Source organism: Kribbella qitaiheensis, assembly GCF_042657745.1.
Taxonomy (GTDB): domain Bacteria; phylum Actinomycetota; class Actinomycetes; order Propionibacteriales; family Kribbellaceae; genus Kribbella; species Kribbella qitaiheensis.
In genome coordinates this window covers 138585-153285 of the sequence record NZ_JBHSKE010000002.1, presented here as the reverse complement: position 1 = coordinate 153285, position 14701 = coordinate 138585, and the positions used below count along the sequence as shown (strand labels likewise).

General features: G+C 68.9%; 15 protein-coding genes. 7 read left to right on the top strand and 8 right to left on the bottom strand.

What is annotated here, in order from left to right; translation table 11 throughout:
* Window positions 1–216 precede the first annotated feature (216 nt).
* The 5 genes from ACFPJ1_RS00845 (at window position 217) to ACFPJ1_RS00825 (ending at window position 5830) form a co-directional block, all read left to right on the top strand.
* Window positions 217–2343 carry an alpha-galactosidase gene (locus tag ACFPJ1_RS00845; RefSeq protein ID WP_380100757.1) on the top strand — a complete coding sequence of 709 codons (2127 nt, stop codon included), beginning with the start codon at window positions 217–219 and terminating at the stop codon, window positions 2341–2343.
* Window positions 2344–2619: 276 nt separating this feature from the next.
* A complete protein-coding gene (locus ACFPJ1_RS00840) occupies window positions 2620–3132 on the top strand; it encodes a DUF1707 SHOCT-like domain-containing protein (protein ID WP_380100756.1) in 513 nt (170 codons plus the stop codon).
* On the top strand, window positions 3129–3542 hold the full coding sequence (locus ACFPJ1_RS00835) for a hypothetical protein (protein WP_380100755.1): 414 nt from the start codon (window positions 3129–3131) through the stop codon (window positions 3540–3542). The genes ACFPJ1_RS00840 and ACFPJ1_RS00835 overlap by 4 nt, the downstream gene beginning before the upstream one ends.
* Entirely contained in the window at window positions 3535–4995 is a 1461-nt protein-coding gene (locus ACFPJ1_RS00830; RefSeq protein WP_380100754.1) for a multicopper oxidase family protein, read from the top strand. The genes ACFPJ1_RS00835 and ACFPJ1_RS00830 overlap by 8 nt, the downstream gene beginning before the upstream one ends.
* A 298-nt stretch (window positions 4996–5293) precedes the next feature.
* A complete protein-coding gene (locus ACFPJ1_RS00825; RefSeq protein ID WP_380100753.1) occupies window positions 5294–5830 on the top strand; it encodes a hypothetical protein in 537 nt (178 codons plus the stop codon).
* Window positions 5831–5844: 14 nt separating this feature from the next.
* Here the strand turns inward: ACFPJ1_RS00825 and ACFPJ1_RS00820 are convergent, their stop codons facing one another.
* Window positions 5845–6081, bottom strand: coding sequence for a hypothetical protein (locus ACFPJ1_RS00820; protein WP_380100752.1), 237 nt, complete (start codon window positions 6079–6081; stop codon window positions 5845–5847).
* Between the two features lie 119 nt (window positions 6082–6200).
* Between ACFPJ1_RS00820 and ACFPJ1_RS00815 the strand changes: the two genes are divergently transcribed.
* Window positions 6201–6704, top strand: coding sequence for an RDD family protein (locus tag ACFPJ1_RS00815; RefSeq protein ID WP_380100750.1), 504 nt, complete (start codon window positions 6201–6203; stop codon window positions 6702–6704).
* On the opposite strand, the gene ACFPJ1_RS00810 is transcribed toward ACFPJ1_RS00815, so the two are convergent.
* The 7 genes from ACFPJ1_RS00810 to ACFPJ1_RS00780 all read right to left on the bottom strand — a co-directional run bounded on the left by ACFPJ1_RS00810 (window position 6685) and on the right by ACFPJ1_RS00780 (window position 13047).
* A complete protein-coding gene (locus ACFPJ1_RS00810) occupies window positions 6685–7779 on the bottom strand; it encodes a sulfite oxidase (protein ID WP_380100749.1) in 1095 nt (364 codons plus the stop codon). The two genes, ACFPJ1_RS00815 and ACFPJ1_RS00810, sit on opposite strands and share 20 nt — an antisense overlap.
* Before the next feature lie 77 nt (window positions 7780–7856).
* The gene (locus ACFPJ1_RS00805) at window positions 7857–8465 is read right to left on the bottom strand and encodes a response regulator transcription factor (protein ID WP_380100748.1); all 609 of its coding nucleotides are present in this window, start codon (window positions 8463–8465) and stop codon (window positions 7857–7859) included.
* Complete coding sequence (locus ACFPJ1_RS00800) at window positions 8462–9607, bottom strand: sensor histidine kinase (RefSeq protein ID WP_380100747.1); 1146 nt, start codon at window positions 9605–9607, stop codon at window positions 8462–8464. Before ACFPJ1_RS00800 ends, ACFPJ1_RS00805 begins: the two co-directional genes overlap by 4 nt.
* A gap of 36 nt (window positions 9608–9643) precedes the next feature.
* Window positions 9644–10378 carry an ABC transporter permease gene (locus ACFPJ1_RS00795; protein WP_380100746.1) on the bottom strand — a complete coding sequence of 245 codons (735 nt, stop codon included), beginning with the start codon at window positions 10376–10378 and terminating at the stop codon, window positions 9644–9646.
* Complete coding sequence (locus tag ACFPJ1_RS00790; protein WP_380100745.1) at window positions 10375–11274, bottom strand: ABC transporter ATP-binding protein; 900 nt, start codon at window positions 11272–11274, stop codon at window positions 10375–10377. The genes ACFPJ1_RS00795 and ACFPJ1_RS00790 overlap by 4 nt, the downstream gene beginning before the upstream one ends.
* Before the next feature lie 115 nt (window positions 11275–11389).
* On the bottom strand, window positions 11390–12244 hold the full coding sequence (locus ACFPJ1_RS00785) for an EamA family transporter (protein ID WP_380100743.1): 855 nt from the start codon (window positions 12242–12244) through the stop codon (window positions 11390–11392).
* A 164-nt stretch (window positions 12245–12408) separates the two neighbouring features.
* Window positions 12409–13047, bottom strand: a complete 639-nt coding sequence (locus ACFPJ1_RS00780; protein WP_380100742.1) for a TetR/AcrR family transcriptional regulator — start codon at window positions 13045–13047, stop codon at window positions 12409–12411.
* 66 nt (window positions 13048–13113) lie between these two features.
* On the opposite strand from ACFPJ1_RS00780, the gene ACFPJ1_RS00775 reads away from it, so the two are divergent.
* Window positions 13114–14595 (top strand): flavin-containing monooxygenase, encoded by a 1482-nt coding sequence (locus ACFPJ1_RS00775; protein WP_380100741.1) that lies wholly within the window; start codon window positions 13114–13116, stop codon window positions 14593–14595.
* The last annotated feature ends 106 nt before the right edge of the window (window positions 14596–14701 follow it).

Sequence of the window (14701 nt, the reverse complement as noted above, 5' to 3'; positions counted from 1 at the left end):
CGGCTGCGCTCAGCCTGAGCCGTCCCGCGAGGTGACCGGATAGCGGTCGATCGGTGGCCGGCTCTGCGCCTGAGCGTGGCCGCATCAGGCGCGCCCTGTGCAGCGGGGGAGGCGCCGTCTAAGGTATTTACTTAACTGCGTGAAGCTATTGACACCTGTCGTGATTGAGTAAATAGTTCCGTCCTGAAAGCAATCAGAAAGCAGAGTGAATCAACAGTGTCGAACATCAAGGTGCTGCAGCTCCGCTCGGCGGGTGTCAGCCTGGTCCTGGACTGCTCCGGTCCTGCCCTGCCGTCCGTCCTGCACTGGGGTGCCGACCTGGGGGCCCTGGACGAGGCCGCACTGGCTGAGCTCCGGCGTGGCGCCGGTGCGGTCCAGGCCGGCAACGGGCTCGACGACAACCTGCCGGTCGCGATCATCCCCGAGTACTCCGCCGGCTGGTTCGGCCTGCCCGGGCTCAACGGACACCGCGACGGCCACGACTTCTCCGCGTCGTTCCAGCTCACCGCTGTGGAGCAGACGGGGAACACGGTCCAGGCCCAGGCGTCGGACCCACAGGCCGGCCTCAAGGTCGACCTCACCATCGAGCTCACGGACTCCGGCCTGGTCCGGGCGAAGGCCGAGCTCACGAACACCGGCGACTCGGCGTACACGGTCGACGGGCTGGTGCTCGCGCTTCCGGTGCCGACCGAGGCGACCGAGCTGCTCGACATGACCGGCCGTCACATCGGCGAGCGCGTCCCGCAGCGGCACGCGTTCACCCAGGGCGCGCACATCCGCGACAACCGGCGCGGCCGCACCGGCGCCGACGCCACTCTGCTGCTGATCGCCGGCACCCGCGGCTTCGACTTCGGCACCGGCGAGATCTGGGCCGTGCACACCGCCTGGAGTGGCAACCACCGCTCGTACGCCGAACGCGGCATGAGCGGGTACGCCGTGATCGGCGGCGGCGAGCTCCTCCTCCCCGGCGAGGGCCGCCTCGTAGGGCAAGGCTCCTACAGCACCCCCTGGATCTACGGCTCGTACGGCGTTGGCCTCGACCAGGTGTCGACACGATTCCACCAGTATCTGCGGGCGCGGGAGACGCACCCGAAGACCGACCGCCCGGTGGTGCTGAACACCTGGGAGGCCGTGTACTTCGACCTGGACCTAGACAAGCTGAAGGCACTCGCCGACGCGGCCGCCGAGGTGGGAGCCGAGCGTTTCGTGCTCGACGACGGCTGGTTCCGCGGCCGCCGCGACGACCACGCCGGGCTCGGCGACTGGTACGTCGACGAGGGGATCTGGCCGAAGGGGCTGCACCCGCTGGTCGACCACGTCACCGGGCTGGGGCTGCAGTTCGGCCTCTGGGTCGAGCCGGAGATGGTCAACCCCGACTCCGACCTGGCTCGTGAGCACCCGGACTGGATCCTTGCCGCCGGCAACCGGATGCCGCCGACCGCACGACACCAGCAGGGTCTCAACCTGGGTATCCCCGAGGCCTACGACTACCTGCTCGAGCGGCTCGACTCGCTGCTGAACGAGTACGACATCTCCTATCTCAAGTGGGACCACAACCGCGACTTCGTTGACGCGGGCAACCAGCAGACCGGCACCGCCGGGATCCACGCGCAGACGCTGGGGGTGTACCGGCTGCTGGACGAGCTCAAGCGCCGCCACCCCGGCCTGGAGATCGAGTCCTGCTCGTCCGGCGGCGCTCGCGTCGACCTCGGCGTCCTGGAGCGGACCGACCGGGTCTGGGGCAGCGACAGCAACGACGCGCTGGAGCGGCAGAAGATCCAGCGCTGGACCCAGCTGCTGCTGCCGCCGGAGCTGATCGGCTGCCACGTCGGCCCGCCGAAGGCGCACACCACCGGCCGGACCCAGAGCCTGGCGTTCCGGGCGACGACCGCGCTGTTCGGCCACTTCGGCATCGAGTGGGACATCAGCGCCGCGACTCCTGAGGAGCGCGCCGAGCTGGCAGGGTGGGTCGCGCTGCACAAGGAACTCCGGCCGCTGCTGCACACCGGCCGGGTGGTCCGGGCCGACCGTGGCTCGGACGACTTCCTGCTGCACGGTGTCGTCGCGCAGGACGGATCCCGTGCCGTCTACTCCGCCGTCCAGCTGGCCCAGTCGGTCACCTCCGACGTCGGCCGCGTCCGGCTGCCCGGTCTCGACCCGAACCGCACGTACCTGGTGAGCAAGGTCGCCACTCCCGGCCCGGAGCCGCGCAACTCGGCGCCGTGGTGGGTCGACGGCGGCCGGGTGGAGCTCAACGGGGCCGCCCTCGCCGCGGTCGGCGTACAGGTGCCGGCGCAGTGGCCCGAGAGCGCGATCCTGCTGGAAGTTCAGGCCATCGCCTGAGGAGGAGGCGTTCGCCGCCGACGGCTGGGACATCCAGCCGCAGGACCTGGTCAAAGCCAACAACGACGTCAACCAGATCCTGTCGGCCGGCTCCTGAGGGTTCGACCCTGGCCCGGCCCTGGTACGGCGTACTCCAGCGGGAGTACGCCGTACTGCGTCCAGGGGCGCAGGGTGCGTCGGGTGGAGTAGCCGAGGTGTAGCCGCGGAGGCGACGCGGTGAGGGGGTCCCGGAGGACACGATCGGTGCATCGGAAATCGCGAGCATCGAGGAGTGTCATGAACGAGGAGAGTCCGGGCGGACGCATCCGCATTGGCGACCAGGAGAGGGAGGACGCGGTCAAGCGGCTCGGCGCTCACTACGAGGCCGGGCGGTTGAGCGCGGACGAGCACCAGGAACGTGTCGGCGAGGCGCTGCAGGCGAAGACCCAGGAGGACCTCGCGGGGTTGTTCGCGGATCTTCCCGGCGAGCGGCCGGCCGCTGAGGATCAGGCGGAGCAAGGTGCGCCGTGGGGTTGGACGCGGCCGCCGTGGACCGCGCCGCAGGACGCGAACGCCGCTCGCCAGGGTGGTCCCGGTCAGGGGCAGTGGAGTGGCACGAGGCCGCCGTGGGCCGCGAAGGGGCCGTTCGGGAAGATCCCGTTCCCGCTGCTGATCGCGCTGGCCGTGGTCGGACTACTGGCGTCGATCGGTTGCGTGGTCGGCGGTGGGCACCCGCCGGTGCTGCCGCTGCTGCTGATCGTGGCCGGCGTCGTGATCTACAAGAAGCGCAAGCAGGAGCGTCGGGCATGAGGGCGACCTACCGCGTCCTCGCGGCCCTGATCGCGGTGGCGGTGGTCCTCCAGGTCGCGTCGATCGCGCTGGCCGGGTTCACCATCGCGAGCGACGCCGAGGACGGGACCACCATCGGCGCGGACTACACCAACTTCGGGCAGAGCTACCACAGCATCGCCGGCACAGCGATCGGGCTGCTCGCGCTGGTGTTCCTGATCGTGTCGTTCCTGACCGACGTACCGCGCGGCCGCACGCTGGCCGGCATCGTCCTCGGTCTGGTGGTCCTGCAGTTCCTGCTGGCGATCGTGTCGTTCGGGGTCCCGGCGCTCGGCATCCTGCACGGCATCAACGGGCTCGCGATCGCCGGTGTGGCCGGCGCCGCGTCCCGAAGAGCCTCCACCGTGGCCGAGCCCGCGACTAGTGGCTAGGTGGAAGGGGCGGCTGATCGCCCTCGGGGTAGCGCTGGCGGTACTCGTACCGCTGGCCTACCTCTGGGCGACCAGCCTCGTCCCCGGCAACTACTCGGCGATGGACATGGGGTACGCCGACTACGGTGGCGGGCCGTCGTCCGCGGAGCACCAGCACCACGGCGGTCGTAGCGTGGCGGACCTGGTGGGTCCGACCACCGGTACGCCGGATGTCGCGGTGACGCTGACCGCCCGGAAGCAGAAGTTCACCCTCGCCAGCGGGGAATCCGTCGACGGGTTCACCCTGAACGGCAGTTCGCCAGGCCCGCTGATCCAGGCGCGCCAAGGTGACCTCGTCGAGGTGACCCTGGTGAACGAGTCCGTGCCGGACGGAGCCACCTTGCACTGGCACGGCATCGACGTACCGAACGCGGAGGACGGGGTCGCCGGGGTCACGCAGGACGCAGTACCGGTTGGGGGGAAGCACGTGTACCGGTTCCAGGCGGAGCAGGTGGGGACGTACTGGTACCACTCGCACCAGGTGTCTAGCGAGGAGGTCCGGGGTGGTCTGTTCGGCACGATCGTGATCTCGCCGCGCGGTACTGCGGCCGGTGCTCGTGAGGTGATTGCCGCGATCCACACCTACGACGGGAAGCGGACCATCAACGGTCGGACCGGGGCGCAGCGAGTGGATGCGCCTGCTGGGACGTCGGTCCGGGTCCGCGTGATCAACACGGACAACACGATCGTCCGGACGGGGTTGGTCGGCGCGCCGTACAAGGTGATCGCGGTCGACGGGCGTGATCTGCACGGGCCGACGCCTGTGACTGCTGCGTTTCCGTTGGCCGCGGGGGCTCGGGTGGATCTCGAGGCGGTCGTTCCTGCGCGTGGTTCCCTGCGGTTGGATGCTGGTTCTGCTGCTGTGTCTTTGGCGATCGGGCCGGCCGACGCTGACGTTCCCGGGGAAGCGTTGTCGTCGGAAACCGTTGATTTGTTGAGCTATGGGACTCCGGCGCCGCTGGGGTTGGACCCGGCGAAGGCGGACCGGTCCTTCGAGTACCGGATCGGCCGACGGCCCGGGTTCCTGGACGGCGTACCGGGGTTGTGGTGGACGATCAACGGCCACAAGTTCCCCGACGTACCGATGTTCATGGTCGCCGAGGGGGACGTGGTGCGGATGAAGATCAGCAACACCAGCGGCCAGGCCCACCCCATGCACCTCCACGGCCACCACGCCGTCGTCCTCTCCCGCAACGGGGTGGCCGCCACCGGCTCGCCCTGGTGGATCGACACTCTCGAGGTAGGCGACGACGAGACCTACGAGATCGCCTTCGTCGCCGACAACCCAGGCATCTGGATGGACCACTGCCACAACCTCCCCCACGCCTCCCAAGGCCTGATGACGCATCTGGCCTACGAAGGCGTCAGCACCCCGTACCAGATCGGCGGTGCCGTAGGCAACAAACCGGAGTGACCTGTACTCCGGCCCGAGCCTCCTCCGTCGCCCGCTCGACCCAGCCACCCCGACACAGCCAGCCAAGTCCGTACGGCGACCAGACGTCGGGGTGGTTGCCTGTGGGTGGGGCACCTTGTGCACCGGCTGAGGGCCTGGACGGGCTCGGAACTGGTCAGGCTGTGCACAAAGTGGCGGGCGTCGCGGGGGAGGCTGCGGGGGTCGGGAGGTTAGCGGCGGCGTGGGTGGACGGAGGGGCGGTCAACGGAAGGAGGGCGATGGGGGACGGAGTACGGCTCATACTTCAGTGGTGGGAAGCATGAGCGAGTTGCCGGTCAAGCGGGTTCGGGTGGTGGTTTGGCGGGATCGGTGGTTGATCGCCAGCGGGACCTTGCTGATGGTGTTGTTCCTGTCAGTGCTGGTGCTCGGGGTGATCGAGGGGCCTCGGCAGGATGGGTGGAAGTGGTGGCACTACCTGATGGTGATCGGGGTTCAGGTGGTGTTGGCGCTGGGGTTCGGGCTGGTGACCTTCGGCAGTGTTCGGTTTCCGGGTGCCGTACGTCGGTCGCTGCTAGCGGCTCGTACTGCGGACGCCGAGGTGACGGTGGTATCGATCGACCGGCCGCCTCGACCCGAGCCGGGAGAGGACGCACCTGATCCGGACATCACCCTGGAGATCCGGGATGCGGCAGGCACCCGTTGGCGGTGGATCCTCGAGTGGTTCCCGCCGGAGCGCGTCCAACTCGGCGAGTCCGTCCACGTGATCGGTGAGCCGGCTCTCGGCGCCTACCTGGTTGGCGTGACCGGTGGCAGCCTGCTGCTGCCAAAGCACCCGCTGATGAAGTCGACGCGCTGAACCGGGTGCCGCCCTCACCCGATACTTGCCAATGACAACAACTGTTGGCTGATGCGTTCGGCTCGGGCTCGGTTGAAGGCGGCTATGCGTTCGCAGGCGGCGTCGATCGCGGCTCGCTGGGTGTCGTAGTAGCCGTACCAGAAGGGGTCGTCCGGCTGGGGGTCCAGGTGGTCGTCGATGTCGGCGTACCAGTCGCAGCCTGCGCGGAAGACTCTTGCGTGCAGGTGGATCTCCGTGCCCAGTGTGTTCATCGCCCGCATCCCCGTGAGGTGAGAAATCGTGCGTTGCCCACTTACCATCATGAAACTGCCGGACGCCGATTTCGCGACCCGACACGCGGCTGGTCGCGAAGATGCGAAAGGGTGGGCGCATGCGTACCCGACAGTTGGCCTGGCGCCGTCTGACCGCCTGGCTGGTCGACTGGCTCTGCATCCTGATCCTGCCGGGTGTCCTGGTACCGATCGGCCTGCTCGTGCGCAGCACAGGCGTCGACGTCCCTGGGTGGGTGCTCAACCTCGGCGCGTTCCTCATCCTGATCGTGCCGGTGACCTGCTGGCTCGCCTGGTGTGAATCGGGCCCACACCAGGCCACTCCCGGCAAGCGCCTCCGCGGCCTCAAGGTGGTCGGCCGTTCAGGCGGACGAGCCACCTTTCGTCGCACGCTATTGCGGAACACCTTCAAGGTCGCGCTGCCCTGGGAGCTCGGGCACACGGTTGCCTACGGGTTCGCGGCCGGCTCCGAGGGCGCGTGGCTGACCGTCCTCACGATCCTCACGTACGCCGTACTGCTCGCCTGGCTCTGGTCGATCCTCCTGCCAAGAACTCCGTACGACGTATTGAGTGGGACTCAGGTGATCAGCGCACCAGCACGGTGATCCGCTGGGCCGAGTTGTTCGCGAAGCCGCCGCGGTTCCACGGCGCCTCGATCGGCTGCACCCGGCCGCTCTCGTCGTATGCGCGGACCGTCAGCACGTGCTCGCCCGGACGCGCGTCCCAGTCGTACTCGAAGCCGCGCCACGCGAGGTCGTTGCTCGCGGCATCGAGCTTCGCGTCCTGCCAGCTGACGCCGGCGTCGACGCTGACCTCGACCCGCTCGATCGGCGCCCACCCCGACCAGGCCCGGCCCTGCAGCGTGACGGGGCCCGCGGCAACGAACCGGTGGCGGCTCATGAAGTCCGGGTGACCGGGCGGGATCAGCAGCGCGCGCGGCTCGATCCGGGTCACCGCGACGCCGGCCTCGTCCGACTCCTGGCGGAACCGGTAGGCGGTCGCGTTCTGGTACCCGGCGAACTCGTGGTCGATCACCTCGATCGACCGCAACCACTTCACACTCGCCATGCCGTACCAGCCGGGCACGATCAGCCGCAGCGGATACCCGTGCTGCGGCGGCAGCGGCATCCCGTTCATCTCCCAGGCGATCAGTGCGCCGGCATCGAGTGCCTCGGCGACGGTCAGCCCGCGCTGGTAGTCCTGCTCGATCCCGCGCTCGAACCCGTGGTCCGCGCCGGTGAAAACGACGTCCACCGCGTCCTCCCGCAGCCCGGCCGCGCGGAGCAGGTTGGCCAGCGGTGCGCCGGTCCATTCGGCCGTGCCGACGGCCTCCATCAGCCAGGGCTGGCTGATCGGCCGCGGATGCAGCCCGGCGCGTCCGTTGCCCGCGCACTCCAGCGTGACCCGGACGGTCTCCCGCCCCATCGCCCGCAACGCGGTCAGCCCGAACGACAGTGGTTGCTCAACGCAACCATCGACGGTCAGTTGCCAGGTCGACGCGTTGGTCGCCGGGATGTCGTAGTGCACCAGCACGTAGTGCAACCCGGGCGGCGTCAGTTCGTACCGCAGTGCCTCCAGCGGGATCCCGTGATTCCGGGCCGCCAACTGCAACTCGTCACCGGTGATCCCCTCACCCGTGTCCGCCAGCCGCCCCTTGGCACTGAAATGCTCGATCGACATCAGATACCCCTTTCCCCCACGCGCCAGCCTAATTCAAACCCCACCATCAGTCATCGCCCGGACCAGCCGACGTCCGATCAGAGCCAGCCGTTGTCGTTTGCTATCCGGACGGCCTCGGCGCGCGTCCGGGCGCCGGTCTTGCCGATAGCGGCGGAGAGGTGATTGCGGACCGTGCCTTCGGAGAGGTGGAGCTCGCGGGCGATGTCGGCGACAGTGCCGCCTTCGCGGGCGGTCCGCAGTACGTCGGACTCACGGGCAGTCAGCGGACTCGTGCCGGCCACGAGGGTCTCAGCGGCCAGCGACGGGTCGACCACCCGGAGCCCTTGGCTGACCCGCCGCACAGCGTCAGCCAACTGCGCAGCAGGAGTGTCCTTGACGACGAATCCCACGGCGCCGGCCTCCATCGCGCGGCGCAGATACCCCGGCCGGCCGAACGTGGTCACCATCAGCACCCGAACCCCCGGTACCGCGGACCGTAGCGCGGCGGCTGCCTCGATCCCGTCCAGCCCGGGCATCTCCACATCCAGCAGAGCCACGTCCGGCTTCGCAGTACGAGCGGCTTCGACGACCTCGTCGCCCCGGCCGATCTGGGCCACCACCTCGAGATCGGGTTCCAGGTCCAGCAGCGCGGCCAGGGCTCCCCGGACGAGTGCCTGATCGTCCGCGATCAGCAGTCGGATGCTCACGGGTCAACTCTGACAGCCAGCCGGAACCCACCGTTCGGCGCAGTCCCGACGGTGACGGTCGCGCCGATCTGGTTCGCCCGCTCGCGCAGTCCGATCAGCCCGTGACCGGACATCTCACCGCTGGGTGTCGGCCCCTTGCCGTCGTCGATGACCTCGATCGACGACTTGGCGAGCTCGATCCGGCACCGCTTGGCGCCCGAGTGCCGGATCACGTTCGTGACTCCCTCGCGTACCACCCAGGCGAACAGCTCGCGGTTCTCCTCCGGCACCTCGTCGACCGTGTTCGGGAGGTCCGCCTTGATCTCGGCCGCCTGCAGCGCCGCCCGCGCGGCCACCAGCTCACCCGCCAGACTCAGCTCGCGATACCCGGCAACAGCAGCCCGTACGTCGGCCAGCGCCGCCCGTGCGAGTTGTTCCACATCGGCGACCTCGGCGGCCGCACGGTCCGGATTGGCTGGGATCAGCCGCCCAGCCAGCTCGGCCTTCACCGTGATCACCGTGAGCGAGTGCCCGAGGATGTCGTGCAGGTCCCGCGCGAACCGGTTCCGCTCCTCCTGTACGGCCAATTCGGCGAAGTCCTTCCGGGCCTCGGCGAGTTCGACGCTGCGCAGGATCGCCCGGCGCAGGCCGAACACCGCGAGCCCGCCGAGAACGATCGAGAATCCGTACGTGCCGTCGTCGTGCCAGCCTGGGACCAGCCGCAGGGAGACCTCGACGAGCGCCAGCAGCGACAGCCCGAGGAACACCCCGGCTCGCAGGGGGAGCAACATCATGCCCAGCGCCTCGACGTACACGAGGGTGGTCAGACTGCTCTCGCCCGCGGCCGGAATCATCAGCGCGGTCATGGCGAGCAGGGCGACGAGGAAGCCGATCCGCACGACAGCCGGCAGTTGCGTGCCCTGACGGTTCTGGTAGCGGGCCCAGCCGAAGAATCCGAGGTAGCCGAGCGCGAAGAGCACCAGCGCGGCGATCCCGAGCACCCGCTCGGCCATCTCCCGGTGCTTGAGGATCTCGCCGAGCGGCTTGCTCAGGAAGACCAGCCAGACCCCCGTGAACAGCCAGCCGATCCCGGCGCGCCGGCGGAGTTCCCCGAAGGGTCCTGACATCGGCCCGTCCGGGATCGGCTGGTTGATGAACGTCACGCTGTCACGCTATCCGTCGGGGTCGAAGGACCGGAGTCAGGCGCGGGCGGTGTCGGCGCGGAAGCGGCGTAAGCCGATGGCGCCGAGCACCACGGTCCAGCCGAGCACCACAAGCAGGGCGTGCATGTCGAGGCCGCTCTGCGACAGCGCGCTGCGGGAGCTCAGCCCGGTCCAATACGCCGGGGTGAACTCGGCGATGTGCTTCATCAGCGACGGCATCGACTCGACCGGCAGCCACAGTCCACCGAAGGCGGCGATCAACATGGTGGTCAGACCGGTGATCGGCTGGACGCTGTCGGGCTTCGCGACGTATCCGATGACCAGGCCGAGCCCGGCGAACGGCAGCGCGCCCAGCCAGGAGACGAGCGCCACCGAGGCCCACTGGCCGGCGCTCAGGTGCACGTGGCCGAAGATCATCCCGGCCGCGAACACGACCACCAGCGGCGGGATCGCCAGCAGCAGCGACAGGACCACCTTGGTGACCACGTAGGCCTGCGGCTTCAGCGGGGTGAGCCGCAGGGTGCGGTTCCAGCCGCCGTCGCGTTCCATCGCGATCACGCCGCCGCTGCTCATTGCGGCGGACAGCGAGCCGAACATCGCCATACTGACCATCACGTAGGCGATCGCGGAGATGCCGGCCTCGGTGTCGGTCTGCTTCAGGCTCATCCCGAAGATGACGAAGAGGATCAGTGGCATCAGGATCGAGAAGATCAGCACCCGGCGGTTGCGCAGCGTGCGCTTGATGTCGAAGAGCAGGTAGTCGAGGTTCATGCGAGGGTCTCCTGTTCGGCGCTGATCGCCAGTACGGCGTCCTCGAGGTCGGCCGAGGTCACCTCGATGTCGTGCGCGGAAGTGTTCGTCAGCAGGTAGCGCAGGGTGTCGTCGGAGTCGGCGCACTGCAGCAGTACTACGTCGCCACGCGTCTCCACCGTCCGTACTCCGGGGAGCGCGGCGAGGGCGGCCAGGTCAGCGCCGGGCACGGTGGCCCGGATGGTCCGGCCGGACACGCTGGCCTTGATCTGCGCGGCGGTGCCGTCGGCGGTGATCTTGCCGTCCCGCATCAGCACCACGCGGTCGGCGTACGCGTCGGCCTCTTCGAGGTAGTGGGTGGCGAACAGTACGGTCCGGCCGCGCGCGGTCTCGGCGTGCATCGAGGCCCAGAAGTCCCGGCGCGACTCGACGTCCATGCCGGTGGTCGGCTCGTCCAGCACGATCAGGTCGGGCTGCGGGATGATCGCCATCGCGAACCGCACCCGCTGCTTCTGACCGCCGGACAGGCCCTTCATCTTGCGGTCGGCCAGGTCCGCGATCCCCGCGCGGTCGAGCGCCTCGTTCACCGGCAGCGGCTTGCGGTGCAGCCCGGCGACCAGGTTCAGCAGTTCGCCCACCTTGGCGTCCTCGATGATCCCGCCGCTCTGCAGCATCACGCCGACCTGGCCCGCGGCGATCGCGTCGACGGCCGAGGTGCCGAAGACCTGCACGCTGCCCTGGTCGGGCCGGACCAGGCCGAGCAGCATCTCGATCGTGGTCGACTTGCCGGCGCCGTTCGGGCCCAGCAGCGCCACCACTTCGCCCGACCGGATGGTGAGGTCCACCCCGGCCACGGCCTGGACTGTGCCGTATTTCTTGGTCACGCCGCTCAGGGTGACCGCCGTCGTTGTCGTCATACCCAGAAGCTTGCTGGCGGACGCCGTACCGGCCCTGGTTCGGCCGTCACGACGTACCCATGACATCCGTCAGCCGCACCTCAGGGTCGCTCCTCAGGGCTGACCTCAGGGGCCGTCAAATGTCGGGGGCTTCGGAGCGTGGGGTGCGGGTGATGGCGATGGAGGCGCCGACTACGCAGGCCATGCCGACCAGCTGGATGATCGTGAGGCGCTGGCCCAGGATCAGGTAGCCGGCGATGGCGCCGACGGCCGGCTCGAGGCTCATCAGGATGCCGAACACGGCCGGCTTCATCCGGCGCAGGGCGAGGGTCTCCAGGGAGTAGGGGAGAACCGAGGAGAGCAGGGCGATCGCGAGTCCGAGGGTGAGGGAGTGCCAGTGCAGGAGTTCGGCGCCTGCGCTGCTGATGCCGATGGGCACGGTGATGAGCGCGCTGACCACCATCGCGAGCGCCAGACCGTCGAGCTGGGCGAACCGGCGGCCGGTTTCGGCGCTGAGCAGGATGTAGCAGGCCCAGAGGACGCCGGCCAGCGCCGCGAAGCCGATACCTACCCAGTCGACGGCCTCGAGTTCGTGCCCGTTCACCAGTACTACGCCCAGCGCCGCCGCCGCGACGGCGATCAGGTCACGGCGCTTCCGGGACATCGCGGCGGCGAGTCCGAGCGGCCCGATGAACTCGATGGTGACAGCGACGCCGAGCGGGAGGCGTTCGAGCGAGAGGTAGAAGGACAGGTTCATCAGGCCGAGCACGATGCCGAAGGCAACCACCGCGAGCAGGTCGCGTTTCGTCCGGTGCCGCAGCGACGGGCGGGCGATCAGCAGCAGGATCGGGACAGCCATCGCGAGCCGGAGCGCAACGGTGCCCGGGGCCCCCAAGGTCTCGATCAGCTTCGCCGCCAACGCCCCGCCGAACTGGACGGAGACGACCCCACCCAGCACCATCGCCGTCGGCGGCACCCGCAATGTACGCACAAATCGATCAGATCACGCCGTTCCGGTGCCGCCGCGCCAGGCCCGGTGGGTGGACCGCGGACGCCCAGCCCATCAATCGCCAGGGATCGGCGGGAGGAGACCTCCGTGTCGAGCGCGGACGGTGCCGGCTGGACGCCGATTGATGGGGTGGGGGTCCGGGCGGGTCAGCCGCGGAGGGCGTCGAGGCCTCGCCAGAGGAGTTCCTGGAGGGTGGTGGCCAGCTTTTCCGGGGTGGGGGTGCCGCCGTTCTGGGTTCGCCAGATGGCCAGGCGTTCGGTGGCGCCGGAGATGGACTGGGCGACGATCTGGATCTGCTCCTCGTCGATCGCCCGGTCCGCCGGCAGGTTGAGCCGGACCATCGTCGCGATCAGTTCGACGAAGTCGGCCCGGACCTCGTCCGCGGCCTGCGCGGCGGGACCTGCCGAGAGCATCCCCTCGTCGACGATCACCGACCACGCCCGCGGATGCTCGTCGAGGAACGTGAACCAGGCGACGAACCCGGAGTACATGGCGTCCTCGGGGTCACTCGCCCCGAGCACCGCGTCGGAGACGGCGTCCAGGAGTTGCGCCCGGAGGCGGGACAGGCAGGCGAGGAACAGGCCGTCCTTGGAGCCGTAGTACTGGTAGACGAGCGGTTTGGAGACGCCGACGGCGGCCGCGATCTGGTCCATCGAGGTGCCCTGGTAGCCGCGCTCGCCGAAGATCCGCTCGGCCTCGTCGAGGATCTCCCGCTCGCGGGCCGCGCGGTCGCGGCGCCGCTTGACCGGTACTGCGCTGTCAGCGGCCGGGGTGGTCGAGGTCACTTGCGCAGTCTAACTGACTCCGAGTAACTTACTGGGAGTAAGTTCACTCTCGCCCCGGAGGTTCCGATGGCAGCCGCGCAGGATCACCAGCCGCACACCGAAGCCAAGAAGCACCGGATCGTGGTGATCGGGACCGGGTTCGCCGGGATCGGGATGGCGGTCCGCCTGAAGCAGTCCGGGTACCACGACTTCGTCGTACTGGAGCGGGCTCAGGATGTCGGCGGCACCTGGCGCGACAACACCTACCCGGGTTGCCGGTGTGACGTGCCGTCGCACCTCTACTCGTTCTCTTTCGCGCCGAATCCGGACTGGTCGAGCACGTTCTCCCCGCAGCCCGAGATCGAGACGTACCTGGGGCACGTGACGGACGGGTTCCGCGTCCGGCCGCACATCCGCTTCGGCCATGCCGTCGAGTCCGCCCACTGGCAGGGCGACCACTGGCTGATCCACACGAACCAGGGCGACTTCACCGCGGACCTGCTGCTCTCCGGGATGGGCCCGCTCGCCGAGCCGTCGTACCCGAAGCTTGCGGGGATCGAGTCGTTCGAGGGTGAGGTCTTCCACTCGGCGCAGTGGAACCACGACCTGGACCTGAGCGGCCGCAAGGTGGCCGTGATCGGGACGGGCGCGTCGGCGATCCAGTTCGTGCCGGCGATCCAGCCGGATGTCGAGGAGCTCCACCTGTTCCAGCGCACGCCGCCGTGGGTGATGCCGCGTCCGGACCGCACGATCAGCGGCGTCGAGAAGGCCGTCTATCGACGGTTTCCCCTTGTGCAGAAGGCCGTCCGCGCGGGCATCTACTGGGGACGCGAGTCGCTGGTGCTCGGGTTCGCCAAGCTGCCGGCGATCATGAAGCAGGGGCAGAAGATCGCCGAGCGGCACCTCCAGCAGCAGATCCGTGACCCCGAACTGCGCGCCAAGCTGACGCCTGACTTCACGCTCGGCTGCAAGCGGGTGCTGATCTCCGACGACTACTACCCGGCGGTTGCGCAGCCGAACGTCGAGGTAGTCACCGACCCGATCCTCGAGGTCACCCCGACCGGCATCGTCACCGAAGACGGCGTGAAGCACGAGGTCGACACGATCATCTTCGGCACCGGTTTCCGGGTCACCGACCTGCCGGTGATGGACATGCTGCACGGCCGCGATGGCCGGACCCTGCGTGACGCATGGGCGCACGGCATGGAGGCGCACCTCGGCACGGCGATCGCCGGCTTCCCGAACTTCTTCCTGCTGATCGGCCCGAACACCGGCCTCGGTCACAGTTCGATGGTGTTCATGATCGAGTCCCAGATCGCCTACATCCTCGACGCGATCAAGTCGATGGACGCGAACGGCCTGCGCGAGGTGGAGGTCCGCCCCGAGGTGCAGCGCGAGTTCGTCGACGGGGTCCGCTCGTCGATGCGCAACACGGTCTGGGCCCGCGGCGGCTGCACCAGTTGGTACCTCGACTCCGAGGGGCGCAACACTACTCTCTGGCCGTCCTTCACGTTCCGCTTCCGCCAGTTGACCAGGCATTTCGACCGGAGCCAGTACGTGACCCGCTGACCGACACTGGCTATGTGACATCGCGCGTGTTACATTCGATCGGTCATATAGCCAGAGCTGATCGGAGGGCGCCGTGGCGCTGCTGATTCCGTTGCACGGTATCGGC

Bases quoted from the DNA above. Each gene is read 5' to 3' on its own strand.
- ACFPJ1_RS00775 (WP_380100741.1), top strand. From the start codon at position 13,114: ATGGCAGCCGCGCAGGATCACCAGCCGCACACCGAAGCCAAGAAGCAC.
- ACFPJ1_RS00810 (WP_380100749.1), bottom strand. From the start codon at position 7,779: ATGTCGATCGAGCATTTCAGTGCCAAGGGGCGGCTGGCGGACACGGGT.
- ACFPJ1_RS00795 (WP_380100746.1), bottom strand. From the start codon at position 10,378: ATGAACCTCGACTACCTGCTCTTCGACATCAAGCGCACGCTGCGCAAC.
- ACFPJ1_RS00835 (WP_380100755.1), top strand. From the start codon at position 3,129: ATGAGGGCGACCTACCGCGTCCTCGCGGCCCTGATCGCGGTGGCGGTG.
- ACFPJ1_RS00820 (WP_380100752.1), bottom strand. From the start codon at position 6,081: ATGAACACACTGGGCACGGAGATCCACCTGCACGCAAGAGTCTTCCGC.
- ACFPJ1_RS00825 (WP_380100753.1), top strand. From the start codon at position 5,294: ATGAGCGAGTTGCCGGTCAAGCGGGTTCGGGTGGTGGTTTGGCGGGAT.
- ACFPJ1_RS00840 (WP_380100756.1), top strand. From the start codon at position 2,620: ATGAACGAGGAGAGTCCGGGCGGACGCATCCGCATTGGCGACCAGGAG.
- ACFPJ1_RS00815 (WP_380100750.1), top strand. From the start codon at position 6,201: ATGCGTACCCGACAGTTGGCCTGGCGCCGTCTGACCGCCTGGCTGGTC.
- ACFPJ1_RS00790 (WP_380100745.1), bottom strand. From the start codon at position 11,274: ATGACGACAACGACGGCGGTCACCCTGAGCGGCGTGACCAAGAAATAC.